Below are 22355 nucleotides of genomic sequence, written 5' to 3'. Positions count from 1 at the left end.
TGGTTCGGGGTGAGAGCATTCCGAACCTCCTTTTGTCGTCTAACTGAGACACTACAGAGAGTTTCTTTTTCAATGATTATTTTTCCTGCTGGTTAAGGTTGGAATGTTTACGGGAATAAGTGAAGTAAATGACGACTCCGATAGCCATCCAAATCAAGAACCTTATCCATGTATGACTTCCCAATTGAATCATCAAGAATACGCAAAAAACGATTGCTAAGCCCGGAACGAGCGGTACAGCCGGACAATAAAAAGCACGTTTCATATCCGGTCTTGTTTTCCGTAAAACGATGACCGCTACGGAAATCATCGTAAACGCAGTCAATGTTCCAATGTTGACCAACTCTGCCAATTCACCAAGCGGTATGAATGCTCCCAGTAAGGCCGCTATCAAACCAAACATCCATGAAGCAGCATATGGTGTTTTATATTTCTTATGAAGTCTTGATAAGGATTTAGGCATCAGCCCATCACGTGACATCGCAAACATGATCCGGGTTTGGCCATATAACATCACCAAAATCACCGTTGTCATACCGAGGAACGCACCTAGATCAATGATCCCTGCAACCCAATTTTGTCCTGCGCTTTGCAAGACCAAAGAAATCGGGTGATCGAGAGCCGTGCTGAATTGTGCATACGGTACCACACCTGTCATTATTAAACTCACGACCATGTATAGCACAACACAAATGACAAGAGAACCGAGTATTCCACGTGGTAAATTCTTTCCTGGATTTCTTGTTTCTTCAGCAGCAGAAGCAACCGCATCAAAGCCGATGAAGGCAAAGAACATTAATGCGGCAGTTGAAAATACCCCATCGATTCCAAATGGCATGAATGGCTGCCAGTTTTCCGGTTTTACATAATAAATAGAAGAAACGATGAACAGCAAGACTACCAACACTTTTATGACGACCATTATGTTATTAATCCTAGTCGTTTGTTTCGTGCCTCTGGAGATCAATAAAGTAATCGCCATTACTATCAAAAAGGCTGGCAAATTCATATAAGTAGTGACACCATCAACCGAACCCGGTGCTGCCGTAAATTTCTCTGGAAAGTTAATCCCGAATCCACTTAAAAATGATTGGAAATAGCCTGACCAGCCTGCCGATACGGCACTAACGGCCAATAAGTATTCAAGGATTAAATCCCAGCCGATTATCCAAGCGGCAAATTCACCTAGAGTTGCATAAGCATACGTATAAGTCGAACCGGAAACCGGTACGGATGCTGCAAATTCCGCATATGCGAGTGCAGCAAATAAACAGGCAAGACCTGCAATGACGAACGATAATGAAAGTGCAGGACCAGCATTTACTACACCAGTACCTGTTAATACAAAAATGCCTGTACCAATGATTGCTCCAATTCCAAGCATCGTTAAATCCCAAGCGCCTAGTTCCCTTTTCAATCCCTTACCGCTGGAACTTGCGTTTATCAATAAGTCCTCAATGGACTTCTTTCTAAAAATACTCATGCTATCTCCTCCATAAATTTTAAAAACTATTCTGAAAATTGCAGACGAATAAATTAACTTGCTATTTATATCGGAGAAATTTCGACAAATTCCTACAATGACTGAATTATCTGACTTTCAAATTATACGTATTAACACTTCCATCGTCAATGGATTATTATTGTAAAATTCTGTTTTTGATTCCTCTACAGAATGTAAGAATTAGCATTAAACAGAATTATCCTTCATTATCAATACATTCAGTAGTAACCCTTGTAGTTCATGCAGTTTTTTAAATCGACCGTTCATTATCTTAATATTATCAATAGCAAAATGCTGGAGTGTTCCCTGTAATCCTGTATTTTGGTCTTATTGAGTTTTAACATTATTTATTCTAGAAGGATTTAACATTCATTTTTCCATATGTATTATTATGAAATAATACATCAATATTATTCTGATCATTCACGCACCAATAGTTTGACGGAATCAAAGTACATCTCTATACTTATTAAGTCTTAAAAAAAGTACGGGAATCATGCTTAATAATTGAAGAAGGTGACATTCATGGATTTTACGATTACCTATCTGTCTTTTTATTTAATCCAAGTCGATGGAAAAGGCGATCAGGCTGATAAGCGTTTTAAACATTTTCAAACTCTTGATACCCAGGAATACGAAGAAAGTCCTCTAAAGGATTTTTTGGATGGGGAATTGATGAAGATTTCCAAACGAAAAGTGGACCGTCATCCAAAAACTGAACAAATACCGACGAAAATCGGTTCTTTTATTGTCGAAGAAGGACATGCACTTGATTCCAACCCTAATTACAATGTATTTGACCGTGTTCGATATGCTAAAACGAAAGAAGAATTCCAAGAGGAAAATGAACAATTCACGCGGTCATATATTGATACTAGTGCCGTCCGCGGCGGTGTCTTCATAATCGCATCGGCTAAATTATCGAAATATCTCGATGAACCATTCGTTTTCTTATTAAAATGTGATTTCGAGCCAAAGGTTGCATCCATTTCGGATGAACGGACCCTGATCAGACACGTTGAAATGGCCATCACCACTAAAAATATGAAATCGATTCAATATCCCTACATGCCCGAAGAAGGAATGGTCGAAGAAGGCGAACTGAAAATCCACCAGGCCTCACATGCCCGCTACTTCGAGGACTTTTTGAAATTCGTCGAATATGGCGAATCGATGCCTGAAATCATGAAAAACCAGGTCATCCATATGGTCCATGAGCATGTATCCGCTCAATTCGAAGAAAACAGTGATGAACTGCACAAATTCGAACAGGACCTGGAAATCTGGGAAACAAGCGATAAGCGGGAAATCCAGGAACGTCTTGAAACCCACCAGGTCGTCGAAGCCACTGCCCAGATTGTCGAGCATACACCTGAAGCTGAACTGCGAATGAAGCTAGGCAGTACATCTGTTAAAGGATTGCTTGCTGATTTTGGCGACAGCATCCATTTAGGGAAGATTAACGGCAAGTATGTATTAATGATTGAATCCGATACAATAGAGTTCGATAAAGGCGTTTCGCCGATTGAATTTCACAGGCCGGATGATTTGATGGAGATTGTGGAGAAGATTAGTAGGAAGGTTTGAGGGATTTAGGGGGCTATTTGAGGGGTTTTCGCTATTTAGTGACCAAATTAGTGACCGCTCTAAGGAGTTAACAGATACTGATAATACAGGGTTATTACACGTTTAGTGACCGCATTAGTGACCAAAAAATCTGCTCTTGGTCTGTGAAAGGTTTCCTTTAAAATTACAATTTTATTTTCAAGACAAAAAGACAGTGGCTTAAAATACAAGCCTACTGTCTTTTTTTCAATATATATTCGATTAGGACGGACGTCGTTCTCAAGCATATCGATTGTCTTTTGTTGATATATCAATATTCTTTCTATCATCCAATGCTATAAAAAGTTTTTATTTTATATTTTGTCATAAATTTAGTTGCCCTAACTTTAATTATCTTCAATTATTTGTAATAAGGTTAGTACCTTGTCATCAAAAATTTTATAAGATTCTTCGTGAATCTTATATATAGGATAATCTTTATTAAACCAGTTAGTTGAAGATACCCTCTGCTTTTTAATTTTTCTTTCTTGAGACTCAATTACTTTAAAAACTGTTGAAGTAGAGGCAATATAATCTACCCATGAAAATGGGAAATTTTCTGACGTAGTAGCCCAATCAATAACTCCATTTGTTGAAAATATCATTGCAATTTCTAAGTTACTTTGTTCCACCCATTTTTTAGCTACAAGGACTAGTGAAGAATTATATTTTTTACTAAGTGTATTTACATTTTTGATAGTGTAGTTAAGTTTGGATATTTCCTCTTTGAAAATTTTATCCGGTAATAAAACATAAGAAGCAAAGGCATTAGCTTCATTTTCTAATTTTCTATTCATGACGAACTTATTCGATTCTGTGACGTCTTCAAGAAAACAAAAAAAAGTGCTTTGTGCGTGATGCGGTAATATTGCATGGGCTAATTCATGTGCTATCGAAAAGTTAATTCTACCTCGTGATTTTTTAAAAGAGTTTATAAACACTATAGGAGATTTTAAAGTTTTATCTCTTACCAAACACGCATCAAAGTTCTCAGTTTCAAATTCTTTAACAATTATTTTAATTCCTAAGTCTTTACCCAATTTAACAACATTGATTGCGTCTTCAAGAGGATTTAAGTCTTTATACCATTTCACTAAGAAATATGCATATTCTTTCCAATCCCATTTTTTTTCAACAGGCACCAGTGTATTAATAAATTCGCCAATGATTTCTTCAGATATTTTTCCAACTTTTTTTATAATGAAATTCTTATCATTTTCAGAAAGTCTGCTTATTTCATGCCTTGCCACTAGAGAAAAGTTAGGTGCCAGTCTACTTTTGAACCTGTTTACAGCAGTGAGAGCGTTTCTTTTAGCAATCGGTGACATTAAATTCTGATTTCTAGAGAAATTTTTGTATATTCTTTCTGTTAAATCAATTTTCCATCTACTGTTTAAAAAATGTTGAATCGATGTTAACTCAAAGAGGTCGCAAATAAATTCCAACACATTTTCCTGTTTATCACAACTACATTTATTTATAAAATACTCTAATGTATCTAATTCTTCCGGATGATTATTTTTTATTATCCTTTGTATCTCTTGGTTGAAATGATACTGTGCTATACTATCTTCTAAAACCTTTTGCACAACATTATAAAGTGCTTCATCTCGTGAGCTAAGTATTAAACTTTTTATTGGAACGTTTTTGACATCTATCAGATGACCGAAATTATTTAGAGTAAAATTATTATCCAATTCTAGTGCCTTTTCTAAATTCCAAGACGAGAGAAAAGAAAAAAGAATATATTTCCCTTCATTATCAGTTAGTTTTTTTAACAAATCTTCGTTAAATATATCGTCCCTTAAAAGTTTAGATGAGATTAATGAAACGATAAGATATGTATACTGTGGAATAATATCATACCTATTTTCATTAACTAATCTATGATAATGATTAGGTATAATATTCATGAGAGAATACTTTCTAAATAGAATATGTAAGATTTTTTTCCATTCAACTGAATTATCTAGGTAAATTCTGTTCGCTAATTTTTCCAACACATGCTCAGGGTGAGATTCAACAAAATATCTTTCGATTGCGTTAATTGCATCATCAAGATTATTTTCTTCGTAAGGATTAAACACAATCTCATCAATATCCATCTAACTCACCCCTTTCAAATCATCCAATAAAACATCTTCCCAACTATGTCCGTTCCATTGTTGGTAACAAATTATCTTTAAAGATTCTTTGTCAGAAAATACCAATTTATTCACATATAGGTTTTCCCCAATAGGTGTACTTCTAATCACACCTGCTGTTTTTTTTACTTTCTTAAAATTAGATGCATCTCTAACTTTCATTACTACTCTAAAATTCATTCCTCTTATATCAATACCATGACTATGTAAAATTCTTGGATTCTCATTCTTAAGATAATCATTGGAAGTACAGTATGCCCCATCACCATAGTGAGGTATGAAAGATAAACTATATTCTAAACAATCTCTACAAAGGCATAATGCTTTAGATGCCATAGTTTGACTAGAAGATATTAAAAATAAGTCGGATTCCCATAATAAATATCGATACACAATCAAACCATCTTCCAATTGCATATCTTCAGATAATCTAGTTTCTCTATCTCTATTAATATCAGTTATTTCAAGAATACCTTCAATTTCTTCTTCTTTATGAAGGTGTGTAGACGGTGGATTTCCCCATTCTTTACATCTTGAACATCTAAACATCATATCACCCAACCCCAAATAAGAACATTCGTTCTTTAATCATTTATAAACATGATAATTGTATCATATATTTGTTACTTGTTAGACAATTTTACCAAGTTTATATATTTTTTCTTTTATTCAATTAGTCGCTAGAAGTAAAAGTGTATATGTTTATTTCAACTCTAAAAATCTGCTCCCAGTTGGTAGCAGATTTGATGTACCCGCCTGATAACGGGTCCTAATTTTTTTCCTACTTTGACTAGAATCCTTTATTATATTAATTTCATTAAAATTTGAAATCACAAACATAACCTTACTCTCAACACTATAATTCAGGAACTAATTTCACTTTAATGAAATTGATAATAATCAAGGTAATATAAGTAAGCAATTGTAAATTTATAAAAAAACCTTCATTTTATAGTTACGATTATTTGTCAAGAATGTTCTGTATCTCTTCTATTTTCAACTTTTCTACCACTTATTTTTTTTTGATTTTTCGATGCATCATCTTACTTACACTGATTTTCTCCGCCTTATATTCTATCCATTTCTTTTCCATTGGAGTTCCAACAACCAAAAACTCAAAACAAGAGGTAAAAACTTTTTTCGTGTAAAATAAAGCCATAAAAAATAAAATAAAGAAAAGAAGTAAAGCAAAAAAAACATAATCCAAATTCAGAGTGACAGCAACTTTTGTAAAGGTAAACAAAAAAAACAAAAGAGATACTATTACATTAGAAACCAACAAACTACTTGCACGTTTAAATTCTTCTATTGCATAATCAAATTCTCTAATATCAATTGACTTATTCTCTAAAAACTTATTTATTACACTGGTTGCTACAGCTATTGCACCCATCATAATACCTAATAAACCAAAGCATCCTGCTCCTAATGCTGTGAATGTATCTGCTAAAACTTTCATAATTTCTTCTTTGTTTATTCCTGTTGTTTCATTTACTTCAAAGAATATAATTGCCTTTTTAAAAGTAACTTTATCACTAATATTAAATGATTCATTCTGATATAAAACCAATAATAGAATATATATAGTGAGAAAAGATAATAAAACTGAAGAGATTAATCTCAATACTTCGCTTTTTATTTTCGCCATTTCATATTTAAATTCTTGTAAGTCACCAAATACATTTATTTTCCAATATTTGTATTTAATTTTAAAAATTCTCTCTATGTAGCCTTTTTGAAAACCTGAAATTAAATCCTTTTTAACTAAATTCCAAACTAATTCCCTTTTTCTACTAATCTCTCCATCCTTAATAATCCATCTTTCTTTCAGGTTCTTTCCAATATCATTTAACTTAGTCTGTACCCATTTTTTAAATACATCGTACACAAATATCAGCCTTTCATTACTTATTAGAGAAGTAACAGATATTAAAAAGGAATATTCACCACTAATGATTATTCCCCTTATTATCCATATATCCAATCTGACCTTTCTGTCGTCTACCTAAGTGAACTTATAATTTCAATCTTTTCCCCTTATATAGATTTAATCTTTATTATAAAATAAACGGTAATACTTGGTTCAATATTACCGCTGGATTAAAAACGTCATATTACTCATTCATTTTCAACTTTATCATATAAACCTAACTCACTTTTACCATTTCACTCTTACTCTTGTTGCCTGATTTATCTTGAGCGTATAACTTTAATGTTGAACCCTTCTTTTGTGCCTTGATTTTCACTTTATAGTTTCCTTGACTATCCGCTATTCCTTGCCCTATCTTCTTACTTCCCTTGTAAACACGAACGGAGGTATACCCTTCTCTATCAATCTCCAAGTCTCATTTCATTTTCAGTTTTTATCTTCGAACCAGTTTTTGCATTTCCACTAGTGTCTATACTAAAAAAGCGAATTATCTTTTGATAATTCTCACTAACCTTTTTAGCTTCTTCATGGAATTTCTTTGAGTCATTATAAGATGATTCAGAATAACAAATGAGAACAAAAATACCATACTCAATTTCTTGACTGATAAGGTAAATTGGCAATTGATAATTAATACCTTCGACTATATTTCTGTTACTATCTAGCTTAAACTCAAGTAAGGCTTGATACTCTCTCCCTTGAGATAGATGAAAATCAACTATACCTCTTCCAGTATCTAACTCACGTTGTATAACTATATTGTAAGGTTTTAGAAATTCATTGGCATACATATGAAAAATCACTTGTACACCTTTTTCGTCCATCTCTCCAAGTTTATTATTTAATGCAGTGTTTACCTTATTATGTACAACATAATGATTAAACCTTTTAATAAGTTTATCAACTATTTCATAGAAGGTTTCTTTATCATTTATGCTTCCTTTAACTTTCCTAATTTCTGTTTCTACTTCTTGCAAATCCTTCTTAATGTTCTCATACTCCAGTAAAATGTCTTCTGGCATTAAATCTGTAAAATACTCTAAGTCAATATGCAAAAAGTCATTCACAAATTCTTGATTAGTTTTATAAAGTTCAAAAATTTTACCTATATCAAGAAAATCAATGTCTTCAAAACATATTCCTTTTAAGTCCTCAGGCGTTTTAATTATCAATAATACTTTTAACTCGTCAAAATCCAATTGTCCGTCACCAATTTTTGAATAAAATGTTTTAACTGAATCCTTTAAACAAAATCCATCTTCTGAGCTGTCATAAACAAAATGCAATATATGATATAGAACGTATTCCTCAAAAGGAGTAAGTTCATGAACAAAATCATCATTAATATCTCTATAAATTTTATTTAATACTTTCATTCCAAACTCTTCATTTTCTTGTCTATGAGGAGGAAAAACAGAACCCAAAATTTCTTCGTATTCAAGGTTACTACCTACCTCAAGAAAATGCTGGACAATTATGTCCAAAAGATTATGTATTATTTTAGTAAAACCTTTTGAGCTTCCGTTACAAATATTAAGCATACAAACCTCCTCCCTACATTCCTTGTTTTACTTTTCGAATTTAAAATTTTTCTTCTTTTCTCTTTTGAATTTCATAATTATTATGGTTTATGTTATTCATATCCTTTGCATAAGATTTCCGAACCGTAATTTCTTTCTAATCTAAAATCCATTTTACAACTATTTTACCATTATGGATATAAGTACCTAAAAATTATTAATCGACCTTTGGTATTTCATCTATCACTATCAAAATTTCATTCAGAGCATTGAAGCGGTGGAATTTAGACATTCCGCTCTACTCTAAAATATTAAATTAGTGATAAGTACCCGATAGATATTCCTTTTTATTTCACACGTAAAAATCATGTTAATAGAGAGGAAAATCTAACTAATCACACGACGCATATTCTTAACATGATTGCGTGGTTATATCACTCTAAATAAATGTTTAAAACCAATCTTTTATCCATATTTCCCCTTAATAAAAATTTCCCCATTATTCATTATGTCTAATCCTTTTCATTATAAATTCAACATAATTTGAAGCTGTTTAACACTACAACTGCGAAAACAACTAATTCCTTATTATTAAATAAGCCTATGTTTAAAATTTTTAACGTTAATGTTAGTTGAACAAGAAACCTTGAGTAATTCATTTTACAATTGAAGGATGCTCTAACAAAATAACTATGAAGGAAAACCCTTCATAGTTATTTTCCTCTATATTTATTCTTTTAATATAATTGTTTTATATTTTCCAACTATCAACAATCTATATGTATCGTTCCAGGGAGGTCTTTATCAAAGCATTGATATAGATTTAACTTTCAACATGTTATCATCAATTAATCTTCTTGAACTCGCGTTCGAAAAAAAACAGATTCATATCATTTGAATTTTTCAGTTCTAAGGTAGTGTTATTGTGCTTTTCACCCAACTTTTAATCATTTCAATATTTGTTGGTTTTTTTTGTATATAATCATTCCAGCCAAAAATTTTAATTGGCTTTTTAAGTATCTCACCTAAGAGCTTATTAACCTTTATGTAATATCCTTCAACTTTAGTAATTGTTTTCTCACCTTTACTCCTGGTTGTTTTTTGAAGAGTAACAGTCTCATAATTATCTATATTAAAGCATTGATTTAAAAACACTTCAGAGGTTGTAGCACCATTTAATAAGATAATTTCATAATTATTATTTAACACTTGTTGTCTTAATAATTCTAAATCCCTTTTTCCCACGATTGCTTTTCTCTGGGTTTCTGTTAATTTACCCCATGTATTATTAGTAGCCCATTGGCTTATATCCAGGTGACAGGCACTTCCATCGAGATAACTAACTCCATAAATATCATTCATCATTTTCTCCATAGGATTAAACCATGACTTATAGTATAGTGGATTTTTTTTAATCTTTCTTATGCCTGTAGTATAATATCTTTCAAAATATCTCTCACAATAATCCACTATTTGGTTTACATGCTTGTCTGTAATATTAGAGTAACTATCTACACCTAAAGTTTTCAAAGTATGAAAACGGTAGTTATCCTTTACTGGTTCGAACTCTGCCCAACTCTGATTTAAACTAACAGAAGCTACTTTGGCACTTCTAAATCTTCCAAATGCAATAATCGGAATACTTCCCTTTACAACTGTACAATTTTCTGGTGGCTCTTCACGTAATCGTTCCGCTAATATTTGTTCTAACATAATATCACCTCATGGTTCCATCTATATATTTTTATGAAATACTCTTAAATACTATTTACCCACTTAATGTTATTTAATTCCACTAATTTGAATAAAATCTGGAATCTCCCGAATAGAAAATCCTATATCTTTAGCTTCTAAATTTAATCTAGTCCATTCTTCATCCAAAACATTCAGCTCATTCATCTAGTTTAATTCATCTTTCTTGCGAAAACTCAGCATCATAGCAAAATACTTTTTGACCTGTAGATTTGCGTCCTTATTTTTGAATAAGTTTGCCTTTTGCAAGTTAATTACTTAATTTTACCATTTATATTATGAATGTACATGACTAAATCCTCATACTTTTCTAAAAATTTCGACTATAATAAAGAGGATTTGTGTATCCAAATGGAAAAGACACTCATATTGAGATGAGTGCCTACATTGTTTTCTTGTATTCTTATCTAATAACTTCTCTATCCAATAACCCATAGATCGTTCCTGTACCTACTTTAAAAGTAATACGAATATCTCTTATAGACTTACCTTTTTATAGGCTTCTATTATCATTCGCTGTTCTTCTTTACCTCCTTCAATTAACTTCGTCTTGCGTCCTTTGAATTTCCCTTTACTTTTAGATATACCTTTCTTTTGACTTTGCTTTATCATTTTACGTTCAAACTGTGCTAAGCCTGAAAAAATAGCAAAAAGTATCTCACTCACAAGATTGTCGTCAGAGAGGGTCTAACCACTTATCATTTATAGATTTCAATCCTGCTCCTTTTACTCTGTAAGATTTCAATAATGGTTAAAAGCTAATAAATTTAAGCTTTGAAATCATTGACTATGTTTCGTTTAGCACCTGTCAATTACCGTTAAAGTGTAGTCTATCGGGAATATGGAAATACACTCATTTCTATATAAAATTAAAAACGCTTCCTTAGTTATGTATTTAACTTATACTAATGTGTATAGAAAGATAAAATAAGTATATTTTCTTAAGTTTTACACAGTAACTTTTTATAATCGAATCGCACGAGCCTAACTATGAAAAGGGAAAAATTTAACAAATAAAAAAGGCCACTTTTCTAATAAAGTGGTCATTTAAACAAATAATCTAAAATAAATCAGGATTTGTAATATTAAAAGTAAATCTTTCAATAGTCATTTTATTAATTCGAATATGACTTTGTTTATTAATGACTAAACATATATTACCATTTCTTCTTTCCACATTACCTACACAATATAATTCTACTGTATTTCCATCATCAAAATATTTTTTTACTATTGCAAACATTGAATCTATATTTCTAGCTGAGTTGTTAAAGAAGTTTTCTTCAAAATAGATGTTTGCTTCCTTATTATTTCTTTTCAATTTAAATATTACTCGATTCTCTTCAATACTGATAGTATCAACTTCTTCATACAAAGCCGTTGCCGTATTAATATCATCTTCACTTAACAAAGCTAAATTATAACGTCTTTTTACACTTGGTGCTCTTAAACCTTCTACTGTTGTGTCTGCATTATTGTCAGTAGTAGGTCTGATATTTTCAGTAAGTTCTGAGTTCTGAGATTCATCAGTAACTTTATTTATTTTTTTATTTTTATTTCTGGTTCTTTGTTGTTCAAGTCTTAATTGTTTTTCTTCCTCTGTTTCATCAATAGAATTAATTAAATTTCTTAAAACGTTATTAATGTGCTTATCGGTTAAACCAACAGAACTACTAGCTAAACTCTTTTTTCCAGCCTTTTGCTTTTCTCTTTCAAAAAAATCTTTACAATCAGTTGAATGGTCGCTCATCGGCCATGTCTTAAAGTGTGCAATCCTCTTACCCCTTGGCACATACTCGATTTTTGCAGGGCAACCTTCAAAGGCACAATACAAATTCTTCTTAACTGTGTCAAAGTCGCTTCTATTTATAATATCATCTACAATTATTTCCTCATATTCATTTCCATTCTTATACAAAACTAATTCTATTGCCATTCATATCCTCCGCTCTTTCAATCTATATTTATATATATATAATATTACAAATTTTTACTATTTTCAACAAATTTGTATATTTATATATTTTTCTATATTTTTTTTGGTATCTACTTTATCTATAAACTGAATAGCTTCTTTTAATTCATTTCTTTTAGTATTTAGTAGTATTTGTTCCTGTTATCTTTTCAAAAAAAATACGTCAACAGTTGAAACCCTTGCGTAGACAATTAATGCCACTATAATCGCCCACTTGTCCAAAATATTGACTCAAATCCAACCTTTTTAAACTAGTTTTACCGTGTATGATTTAAATAGTGCAAGGTTGTTCGTTTTATACTGAAAAAAATTATAATAAAGGAATAGTTTATATTAGACACAGGACTAATATGTACTGTCCTTTGTTAATTATCTCTTTTTGAAAAAATAGGTGTGATTTATGGGGAAAAGTTTTTATGATTGGTGTATTGAGAATAACAAGCAAGATTTGTTAGGTGAATGGGATTATGAAAAGAATATACTTACAACACCAAAGGATATAGGGTACGGCAGTCAAAAAAAGGTATGGTGGATATGTGAGAAGGGTCATAGTTATGATACTACGACTAACATTCGCAGAAATGGAAGTGGATGCCCTTATTGTAAACACCAAAAGTTCAAAAAAGGGTACAATGATTTATTAACTAAGTATCCAGAGGTAGCAAAATTTTGGAACTACCAAAAAAATACTTTAACACCTGATAAGGTTTTAGCAGGTGGACGTAAAAAAGTTTGGTGGAAGTGTGAAAAAGGGCATGAATGGGAATCAACGATAAATAGTAAAATTGCGGACCACCATTGCCCCTACTTTAGCGGTAGATTGGCAATAAAAGGTCAAACAGATTTAGAGGCATTATTTCCTGAGATAGCAAAGGAATGGCACTTTGAGAAAAATATAGGGAAAAACCCTTCTCAAATTTCAGCAAAATCAAGTAATAAAGTATGGTGGAAGTGTAAAAAGTGTGGTGATGAATGGACGACATTAGTATCCAATAGAACAAGAGACGATGGAAATACTGGTAGTGGTTGTCCTCAATGCAGTAATGAGTTACGAATTTCTTTTCCTGAAAAAGCCATATACTTTTACTTGAAACAAAACTTTGAAAATGTTTTGGAAAATATAGATAAGAACTATTTTAGTTGGTTGGGTAAGATGTCCATAGATGTTTACATACCAGAGTTAAAATTGGGAGTAGAATATGATGGAGCTTGGCACAAGATGGAAAAAGATTTTAAAAAGAATATACTTTGTAAAGATAACAATGTAACACTAATTAGAATTAGAGACAGTAGACTTCCTGAATTAAATGATATATCTATAGATTATGTGGTTGCCAACCGAAATGAAGCAGATTTGGAGTCAGCTATCAAGTTTATCTTTGACTAGATACATAAAACCTATAATTTTAGTTTTGAAATTAATGTAGACATCAATAGAGATAGAATTTTAATTTATAAAGTAATGGACTTGCAGACAAAAGAAAATTCATTAGTACAAGCAAATTCACAATTGGCATTAGAGTGGAATCATGAAAAAAATGGTGGATTACAGCCGTCTGTAGTAACGGCTAATAGCCATAAAGAGGTATGGTGGGTATGCAAGAAGGGGCATGAATGGATTGCGACAGTAGCAAGTAGAAATCGTGGAGGAAATGGATGCCCAAAATGTGCTAATAAAACGTCTCAAGTAAATCACGATAGTTTGGAAATTGAGCATCCACAACTTTTAGAGTATTGGCATCCTACTAATAACTTACCATTACTACCAAAGGATATAACCGTTGGTAGCGAAAAAAAAGTGTGTTGGCAGTGTCCTACCTGCAAATATGAATGGCAAAAGACTATTTATTATCAACTTAAAACCGATGGTTGCCCTTTGTGTAATAAGGATAAAAAATTAAGAAAAAAAGTATCAAATATCCTTCTTACTGAAGGAAGGATAGATGAAAAATATGCTTTGTTAGTAAAGGAATTTCATTCTACAAAGAATGAAGATATTACACTGGACGAACCTACTCTAAATATTTATGAAAAAAAGTTATGGTGGCAATGTAGTAAATGTCATTTTGAATGGCAAACTACTGTATAAAAAAGGGTAAAACGTGGTCAAGGATGCCCTGCCTGTAGAGGTAAAAACGCCGTAATTGTTGGGTATAATGATTTATTAACTGCTAATCCACAACTTGCAAATGAGTGGCACCCAGAAAAAAACGGTGACTTAAAACCAACTGATGTTACAAAAGGTTCAAATAAAAGAGTCTGGTGGCTCTGTTCAGTTTGTGGTCACGAATGGAATATCCCCGTAAAAAACAGAAATAAAGGTAGTGGTTGTCCTAAATGTGCAAGAAAAAGAAGTAAGTGTTGAATTATCAAGTTCATTCAGAATCACAAATACGACTATAAGACACTCTTTATAGAGTGTTTTTTATATGGGTGTATATTAGCCATGCAAAATTAGGTCACCTTCATAATTTCTAATCCGTCTCTTGCAGTAAGTCCTACCTATAAAACACAGTACTAAAAACAAGCGGTAGAGTTATTATATTTCCCTAATATAAATCACCATTATTTGTAAATTTCTACCTCGTTAATAACACAAAAAGACACCCTTAAAGAGTGCCTATACAATGTTTGTTAATTACTTTTATTAAAGGAGTTGTTGTTTTCTTGTCAGGAGTTTATTCTTTAACTTCATCGTAACAAGCTATTATTAAACTTTTTAATTCTAATAAATCTTCTACCGAATTAATATAAATCCTACTTACACCATTACTTTTTGGGGCGTCCTCAACTCTAAAACTAGGACAAAGTTTCTTTACAGTTTCTAATTCTAAACGAATTATTAAACTTCTATTATCTCTATCAGAATAAAAACGAATAAACCATTTAGTAATTACACGATTTATGATACCAAAATAACTAGAGTTATCTTTATATTTTAAGTTATCAACATTTCTTTCACTTGCTTGTAAAATTTCTTTCACTATTGAAAAAGCACGAAGTTCTTCTTCTGTTGTATTAGCTTTGGGTTTGTTTTCTTCCTCAATTTCATCTTTAAAGCGGTCTTCATCGGTCACTAAGGTTTTATTAGAAACAAGTAAGTCCTCTTGTGGTTGAACTATATCTACTTCGTTAGTAAATGATAATCCCTCTCCAATAATCTCTAATAAAGTATGATTAATCGCCTTTTTAATAATTGGTCTGAATTTTTCTAATACTACCGCAGTTACTCTCTGATTATTTAGATCTTTTATAAGAAATCGCACAAAATCATCAGTAGGATTTTTAAACAAGTCTTTTAGTGTAGAGTGGATATTATGGGTATAAACTAATTCTTGTGAAAACTTTAAATTTTCTTCTAAACTAAAGTTTTCTTTGGTGAAATTGCTAATTACTTCTACATCTAAATTAGTAAGAGATTCAATATTAAATTGATAAAAGGGTTCATTATCCATAATATTATCTTCATTTAAATCAGTAAAAAGTTTGTAATCAGTTCCATTCGTTAAGATTGAAAATCTAACTTGAGGTGATGCATTAAAATAGCGAAATATTTGTGCACTATGTTTATGTAACTTTTCATTTACTGACTTTGCTTCAATAAATATAATAGGCTTTCTATCCTTTTTAATTGCATAATCAACCTTTTCACCCTTTTTACTTCCAAAGTCGGAAACATATTCAGGCTCTACTTCAAGAGGGTTAAAAACATCGTATCCTAATTTTTGAATAAATGGAATTATAAGAGATTGCTTGGTGGATTCCTCATTAATAATATGGGACTTTCTTTCTATAAGTTGTAGTGATAATTTTTCAAGTTCCTGTTTAAAATCCATGACGTCCTCCTAATTAATAAGTAATAATTTTAATTTTACAATTATTACGAAAAAATAGAAAGGATTACTATATACCCATTATTTGTTTTTGGAGCTAAGAATGTCACTTAGAATTGAGAAAAGGGGCTAGGAGTAAGTATGTGCTAACGATTAATAATCAGAATTGATTTTTTTTCATGTGTTCCTCCTAAGGTAAATCGGCTGATTAGTAGCATGATAATTTTATCGTATATTCAAATTATCGGAGTAGGTAGATAATATTATAGCTAACCTATCCTTTAAGTTATGTACATTTGCTTGATGAAAATCGTTTTTTATTAACTTTACCTTTTAGTTACATCAAGGAAAGTCAAAAGCAGAATAAAAAGTGAGCGGTTATACTTAATAGTTACTCTAAATCTAAGGCATCGTGTGGGAGCGTAGAGCTTAGACCTTCCTCCCTAATTGAAGTATTGAAAATGGTAATAAGTATCCGATAGTTACACCTTACTTTTTCACACGTGAAAATCATGTTATTAGAGGATATAATCTAACTATTCACACGGAGCGAAATATTAACATGATTGGGGGTTTGTGACATTTCTAGGCCACACTCTGACTAGACTCATATTCAATGAGGAGTCTGCATTCATTTCAGGAAAGGTCTTTTAAAAGATGCTTTGGAGTTAATGAAGCCTTATTTTATTCTCAGTGTCCTGATGTTAAAAAAATTATCCTTAATAATCCAGGAGTGATGACATGAAACGAAATGAAGAAATTGTTTTACAAAATAAATTGTTAATAAGACATGATTTAATTGAAGATGGACTAACCTTAATTGAAAGAGAATCGGTCATCCAACGGAAGAGATGCGATATTTTATTAAAAGATAGAAATGGAAGAAATCTCTATATTGAAGTAAAAGAGGTAGTAGATAATAAGGCTATTGAACAAATTTTAGAATATAGAACATTGGTTGGAGATGAAGATGCAAGATTTATGCTAATCTCAAACTACCCAACAAATGAGATTTTCCGCTCGAAATTAAAAGAACTACAAATAGAGTATATGAGTAAAAATAAAAAGGACATCAAAATACATTTAGAAAATGTAGTCGAAATACTTAAAGGAAATTCTGCTTACCTTAATAAAGCCAATATTTTCAATAGATTAAATAAACAAGGTACCATCGCAAATGAAATATACGATTATATAGGGAACTATCTACATACAATAGATACACCGATTATCTGTAATATCTCAGATGGAATTATGTTTCAATTAGTGCAAAGTAACAAGAAATTTTTATCAATTTCAACTATTGGAGACCGCTTGCTATTTCATTTTCCTTATGGAAATCGTGATAGTTTGTACGACAGATATAAATTGATAATTCCTGAGTTAGACGTTTCAAAGATAAATATTAAAAATTCCAAGGATAAAGAACCCAATCAGATTGATATTAATCTAAAGTACATTAAAAACTTAGATTATATCAAACCTCTTATTGATGAAGCATTTAAACATGCTGTAATGAATCGCTAAATCTCACTTCGTAAAATAAAATCATAACTCTATTCGCTCGTGAGCATTATTGTAAAAATCTTTGTCCTAATGTATAAAACTTGTCTTTTATAATGAAAAAACCCCATAATCAAATGGGGTTTTAAACTTTTTACTTAGTGTTTGAAATTCTGATTAGCATTACGTTTATCCTACTTGGAATGAGAATACACAGGCTAAATGAACATCTATACCTAGAGTTTTTAATACTTATTGAGTTGAACACCTTAACAGTTTAAATTCTCTCTTTTATTGAACAATTTAACTCAGGTTACCTTTTTCATTAGGTAATACAACTAACAATCCTATTTCTGATAAAATAATGAACCCTAAAATAACAGAATGGATAATTAGCTTTCCTGAAAAATCTTGTTTAATAGGATTAATAGCATCTAATACCACATCATCGGGAGATTCATCCCATAATGATTCATCTGTTTTATACCGTTCATTCGTATTTACTTCCGCTACCCCCACATCCTTTTTATACTGGATATAAAAGATGCCTAACGAACCAAGTGTACAAAACATAAGTAAAATAGCAATAATCATAGATATAAGTTTCTTATTCATACTTTCTGTCACTCCCTCACCATCTAACTAATAAATATAAGATTTTAGTTCTTTATAAAATTACCTGCTCCAATTGTTGGATTAATTATACGATATTTCATAGGGGAAAAATATTGTATTTGCAGGTTTTGTTAAAAATTCACTCAGGTTAAAATTTAATACCAATCACGGGAGCAAAATACTTCTTTTTTCCACTACAATTATTTATTTTGATAAAAATCGAATTTTATACAGGAATAACCCCTTTTTTAAGGGGTTTTAGTTGGTACTATTCTATGGTTAATCCTTTATTTGATAATTAGGTACTTCCTTTGCCACAGTTACCAAAAAATCAGACCATTGTTTATATGTTCTTCTAACAATCTCCAAATACCTATCTTCTTCCTCATCTGATTTCGACTTGAACCTAGCTATTACCCCATTGTTGGATTCAAATGAAGTTGAGTATAATAGAAACTCCCCAAAAGCATTCAGAAATTCACCTTTAGCTTTTTCCAAAGTTTGACTTCTTAATCTCTTGTGGGGTGATAAAAATAACTTGATAGCTTCATCAAAATGCACAGCTTGATTAATATTAACGGAACGTGTGTCTGCTAGGGTATCAAAGAAATCATACATAGTGCAACCAGAAAAAGTATCGAATAGATTATCAAGAACAGATATATCTGAAGCAGACAAAACATTATCTGGAGGACTGTTATCCAAATTTGATTCATCTGGCTTTTTAACTATTTGATTTCTAATCTCCCTAATATATGCAAGTAGGTACATAATAACTATTATCAAAACTAATATAATGTAAGAATTAGGGGCATTTTTCTTTATTGTGTAAACTATGTTATAACCTGTTAATCCAGCTATGTCTGATGAAAGCCCTATAATTGCAATCAAACTACAGATAATACCTACCGTTAAGCCAAGAAAAGTCTTCACATGAAACTCTCCCATACAGATATATATTTTACTATAAAATCTATTATATCAAAAAGGACTGACAAAATTATTTTGAATCACAATTCAAACAAAAAAATTCCCTTTATTAAGAGGATTCAACTTTTACTCTTTTCAAACGTAAAACCATGTCAATAGACAAGTTTTAATTAATAATCATAAGGATAAATATTTTAACAAAGTGTGGGAAAATACAGAAAAACCCCATATGGAATGGGGTTTCAATCTTATTACTTTACGTTGAAATGCTTGATTAAATTTATATGTTATTTGTGTTTTTATATACCGTTAATCAAAAATTCCAAATTCCCTTATATCCTCGATGATTCCTTTTAATTAAATTTATACCCATAATGTTCTTGAAGCTTTTCATAAGCTTCTACATATAAACCTAGAAACATCAATTTCTTATTTTTAACCCATTCAGTATCATCTAAATTAATTTCAACTTTTTTCTGTTTTCCACCAAACTCATCTAATAATTTAGTGTTTTCTTTTTGGGCATTGTCTTGTCTATCAGTAGCTAATTTAACAACATATTTCTCTCTCGCTTCATGAAACTGTTCACGATTTTTTAAATAATATTGCAGTTCATCGTTGTTGTATAAATCAATCGCTCCTCGATTCTGCTTTTTCTCTAACCATCTTTTTATTGGATTATCTCCTGCCTGTAAAAATAATGTGTGTGCTTCAAACGTTCTTAGTAATTTTAATTGGATACCATTTTCATCAATAATTTGATAAAGTAATATATCATGTTCTTTCCAATATTCCTTAACGTCCGTTTTATTGCGATAACGGTAAATTTCTTTAGAGGTTAAATGTTTATATTTTGGTTTATTTTGTAAACCCCTTCTCATCTTTGCAACTTTATCAATTACAAATGGTGATAATTCAATATATCTCTCTTGTTCCTCTAAAACTGTTTTCATTCTTCCACTAAACTTATCGTATATATCAATTGGCTCTGTTACAGAAATTAAACCCATTGTATGTTTGTTATGTATTATTAGTTTTGCAACCTCCAATTTCTGTATATACCCCATAAAATGTTGAGTTAATCTATTTATTTCTCGGTCTACATAATCATAAACAGCACTTTCTGTGTTATTTGCAATAATATTATCTACTTTCAATTTTGCAATTTGACTATTTAATACGTTTTGACTATATTTACCTTTACTTGCTTCAAACAAGTCATCTGTTATGAATCCCATATCTTTTAGTAAGTTATTTGTCGTTGTTGGTTCACTGACACTTGAGCGAATTAAATGTTCTAATATCATTATTGGAAAACCTTGTTCATAGTTCTCTGGAAGTTGCCCCTCACCATTATATCTTCTTTTGTCTTTACGCTCTGCAAGAAACTCTCTTCTCTCACCTATTAAGTACCTAGTCTTTTTCCCACCTTTTCCATCTACTTTCACTTGAGTGTACCTTTGCTCTAAATCTCTCAAAAAGCGTTCAAACATATTTGTCATTAACCTTCCATTTTTATGAAAATGATTTTTAACCACCTCATCACCCACAAGCTCTACAATTTCTTCTTGACTAAATTCTGTTAACATATTCATTCTCCTTTTTGATATAAAATTTTGATACAAAATCGGGTTATAATAATTAATAAATATATAAGGCGATTATGTATTACTTTTTTCCTGTACGCTTAAATACTTTTTATCACCATCCTTTGTAAAACTATCGTTTCCCAAAGCCTAGCCGAAAAGTACCAAAACGGCTCGTTAAAATCTAGATTTCTATTTTCACTCCCTTAACATCAATCTCTCTGTACGTTCTGGAAAACAAAAAAACACAAAAAACCTCATCAATAAAAGAGGAAAATTTGTGTTTGGTTTGTATATTTTAATGTTTTTATTTAGTTATTATAATGTTATGTGTTTGTATTGTAGTCACTCAAACATGACTACAATACTATTATACCATAAATATTAAAAAAAGTCAAAAAACACGCTATATAACTGTTGACATCTAAAGTGAAAAGTGTTATATAGATTTCGCCCGCTTCTATCTATTTACTTCATACATTGATTGTGTAAAAGCAGGGCGAAGCCACCGAACGTAGTGAGGTTAAGCAGTGCTACGGAGTAGCATCTGCAAGTGTTTACAAATGCATTAACGGGCTTGTTCTTGATGCAATTTCCAATATATTATCTGTTTGAACGAGAGAACTGAATTTCAATATATTTTTCTATTACTTTCTAGTTGTTTATGGAATTAGAATGGTTATACAGAAATCGCTATATTAATGATATATACTTCACTTTTTCTTATTGACCTTCTCAATTGTTAGACCAATAAAAACTATGTCTTTAGAACGGTTTTTGTGGTTCCTTGATAAAAGAAGAATTTTATACAAAGTAAATCATCAACGCTTACCAAAAATGGTATTATTTACATATAAAAGGAGGGAGAAAAAATGGATAATAGTAAAGAACAGAAAAAAAGGAATAAGAATAACGAACGAGTAATTAGAAATATGAACTCCAAGAAATATAAACATAAAAACGACAATACAGAACCAAAACCCGATGAAATTGAAGCTGAAATCCTTGATGTTGCAAATAATTTAATGAAGTTGAAGGGAGATGAGAAAAAAGTTTACGTTGAAACACTTCTTAATAGAAATGATAAAGTAGAAATTGCCCAAGGATTGGTCTTAGTGTTCGGAAAATTGATTGAAAATAGCAAAAGTATAAGTAGTGAAACCATCCAAGCACATAAGGAAACTTTAGCTAGATTAGATGCACGGTTAAATAAATTAAATGAAAATGACAATCCCTATGAAGTAAAGAGAATTTATGAGCAAATAGCTGATTTATCAGATAAAATACAAGAAGTAGGACGTGGTCAGCAAAATATTTTAATGAAACTCGGTGGTTTTGCATTATTAATACTAGGTGGATTGGCAGGGGTATTAATAAACAATCAAAACAAGAGAGGATAAAGTTGATTGGATAATACACTTATGTCTATATTAATTATGTGCATATATTTCTGCCAAT

The 22355-nt window shown here is 31.2% G+C and carries 19 protein-coding genes and 1 riboswitch; of the genes, 6 read left to right on the top strand and 13 right to left on the bottom strand.

Translation table 11 applies throughout. The features are described from left to right. Positions 1-76 precede the first annotated feature (76 nt). Positions 77-1483 carry an amino acid transporter gene (locus ACDZ29_RS23590; protein ID WP_375088861.1) on the bottom strand — a complete coding sequence of 469 codons (1407 nt, stop codon included), beginning with the start codon at positions 1481-1483 and terminating at the stop codon, positions 77-79. 546 nt (positions 1484-2029) lie between these two features. Between ACDZ29_RS23590 and ACDZ29_RS23585 the strand changes: the two genes are divergently transcribed. Next, positions 2030-3091 (top strand): DUF3900 domain-containing protein, encoded by a 1062-nt coding sequence (locus ACDZ29_RS23585; RefSeq protein ID WP_375088860.1) that lies wholly within the window; start codon positions 2030-2032, stop codon positions 3089-3091. A 365-nt stretch (positions 3092-3456) separates the two neighbouring features. On the opposite strand, the gene ACDZ29_RS23580 is transcribed toward ACDZ29_RS23585, so the two are convergent. The 8 genes from ACDZ29_RS23580 to ACDZ29_RS23545 all read right to left on the bottom strand — a co-directional run bounded on the left by ACDZ29_RS23580 (position 3457) and on the right by ACDZ29_RS23545 (position 12391). Beyond that, positions 3457-5214: an ImmA/IrrE family metallo-endopeptidase gene (locus ACDZ29_RS23580; RefSeq protein ID WP_375088859.1), complete on the bottom strand. Its 1758-nt coding sequence runs from the start codon at positions 5212-5214 to the stop codon at positions 3457-3459. After that, positions 5215-5814, bottom strand: a complete 600-nt coding sequence (locus tag ACDZ29_RS23575; RefSeq protein ID WP_375088858.1) for a hypothetical protein — start codon at positions 5812-5814, stop codon at positions 5215-5217. A gap of 451 nt (positions 5815-6265) precedes the next feature. Then, entirely contained in the window at positions 6266-7141 is an 876-nt protein-coding gene (locus tag ACDZ29_RS23570; RefSeq protein WP_241635997.1) for a hypothetical protein, read from the bottom strand. A gap of 259 nt (positions 7142-7400) precedes the next feature. Beyond that, entirely contained in the window at positions 7401-7595 is a 195-nt protein-coding gene (locus ACDZ29_RS23565) for an Ig-like domain-containing protein (RefSeq protein WP_375088857.1), read from the bottom strand. Then, positions 7585-8724, bottom strand: a complete 1140-nt coding sequence (locus ACDZ29_RS23560; RefSeq protein ID WP_375088856.1) for a hypothetical protein — start codon at positions 8722-8724, stop codon at positions 7585-7587. The genes ACDZ29_RS23565 and ACDZ29_RS23560 overlap by 11 nt, the downstream gene beginning before the upstream one ends. 888 nt (positions 8725-9612) lie before the next feature. After that, positions 9613-10416 (bottom strand): hypothetical protein, encoded by an 804-nt coding sequence (locus ACDZ29_RS23555; RefSeq protein WP_375088855.1) that lies wholly within the window; start codon positions 10414-10416, stop codon positions 9613-9615. 206 nt (positions 10417-10622) lie between these two features. Beyond that, positions 10623-10706: riboswitch (cyclic di-GMP riboswitch) on the bottom strand. A gap of 226 nt (positions 10707-10932) precedes the next feature. Beyond that, on the bottom strand, positions 10933-11121 hold the full coding sequence (locus tag ACDZ29_RS23550) for a hypothetical protein (protein ID WP_375088854.1): 189 nt from the start codon (positions 11119-11121) through the stop codon (positions 10933-10935). A gap of 394 nt (positions 11122-11515) precedes the next feature. Continuing rightward, complete coding sequence (locus ACDZ29_RS23545; RefSeq protein ID WP_241635984.1) at positions 11516-12391, bottom strand: hypothetical protein; 876 nt, start codon at positions 12389-12391, stop codon at positions 11516-11518. A 439-nt stretch (positions 12392-12830) separates the two neighbouring features. On the opposite strand from ACDZ29_RS23545, the gene ACDZ29_RS23540 reads away from it, so the two are divergent. The 3 genes from ACDZ29_RS23540 to ACDZ29_RS23530 all read left to right on the top strand — a co-directional run bounded on the left by ACDZ29_RS23540 (position 12831) and on the right by ACDZ29_RS23530 (position 14795). Beyond that, on the top strand, positions 12831-13817 hold the full coding sequence (locus ACDZ29_RS23540) for a zinc-ribbon domain-containing protein (RefSeq protein ID WP_375088853.1): 987 nt from the start codon (positions 12831-12833) through the stop codon (positions 13815-13817). A 75-nt stretch (positions 13818-13892) separates the two neighbouring features. Beyond that, positions 13893-14519 carry a zinc-ribbon domain-containing protein gene (locus ACDZ29_RS23535; protein WP_375088852.1) on the top strand — a complete coding sequence of 209 codons (627 nt, stop codon included), beginning with the start codon at positions 13893-13895 and terminating at the stop codon, positions 14517-14519. A 54-nt stretch (positions 14520-14573) separates the two neighbouring features. Then, positions 14574-14795 carry a zinc-ribbon domain-containing protein gene (locus tag ACDZ29_RS23530; RefSeq protein WP_375091209.1) on the top strand — a complete coding sequence of 74 codons (222 nt, stop codon included), beginning with the start codon at positions 14574-14576 and terminating at the stop codon, positions 14793-14795. 313 nt (positions 14796-15108) lie between these two features. Here the strand turns inward: ACDZ29_RS23530 and ACDZ29_RS23525 are convergent, their stop codons facing one another. Then, positions 15109-16266, bottom strand: a complete 1158-nt coding sequence (locus ACDZ29_RS23525) for a type I restriction endonuclease (RefSeq protein WP_375088851.1) — start codon at positions 16264-16266, stop codon at positions 15109-15111. A 738-nt stretch (positions 16267-17004) separates the two neighbouring features. Here ACDZ29_RS23525 and ACDZ29_RS23520 point away from each other — a divergent pair. After that, the gene (locus tag ACDZ29_RS23520; protein ID WP_375088850.1) at positions 17005-17790 is read left to right on the top strand and encodes an endonuclease NucS domain-containing protein; all 786 of its coding nucleotides are present in this window, start codon (positions 17005-17007) and stop codon (positions 17788-17790) included. Between the two features lie 279 nt (positions 17791-18069). On the opposite strand, the gene ACDZ29_RS23515 is transcribed toward ACDZ29_RS23520, so the two are convergent. The 3 genes from ACDZ29_RS23515 to ACDZ29_RS23505 form a co-directional block, all read right to left on the bottom strand. Beyond that, entirely contained in the window at positions 18070-18381 is a 312-nt protein-coding gene (locus ACDZ29_RS23515) for a hypothetical protein (RefSeq protein WP_375088849.1), read from the bottom strand. 279 nt (positions 18382-18660) lie between these two features. Next, positions 18661-19314: a hypothetical protein gene (locus ACDZ29_RS23510; RefSeq protein WP_375088848.1), complete on the bottom strand. Its 654-nt coding sequence runs from the start codon at positions 19312-19314 to the stop codon at positions 18661-18663. A 350-nt stretch (positions 19315-19664) separates the two neighbouring features. Next, positions 19665-20900, bottom strand: coding sequence for a hypothetical protein (locus ACDZ29_RS23505; RefSeq protein WP_375088847.1), 1236 nt, complete (start codon positions 20898-20900; stop codon positions 19665-19667). 869 nt (positions 20901-21769) lie between these two features. Between ACDZ29_RS23505 and ACDZ29_RS23500 the strand changes: the two genes are divergently transcribed. Then, positions 21770-22297, top strand: coding sequence for a hypothetical protein (locus ACDZ29_RS23500; protein ID WP_375088846.1), 528 nt, complete (start codon positions 21770-21772; stop codon positions 22295-22297). Positions 22298-22355: the final 58 nt, after the last annotated feature.

Source organism: Peribacillus sp. RS7, assembly GCF_041956845.1.
Lineage (GTDB): Bacteria > Bacillota > Bacilli > Bacillales > DSM-1321 > Peribacillus.
Note: the sequence above shows the minus strand (reverse complement) of the source record. Positions and strands in the feature narration are given on the sequence as shown.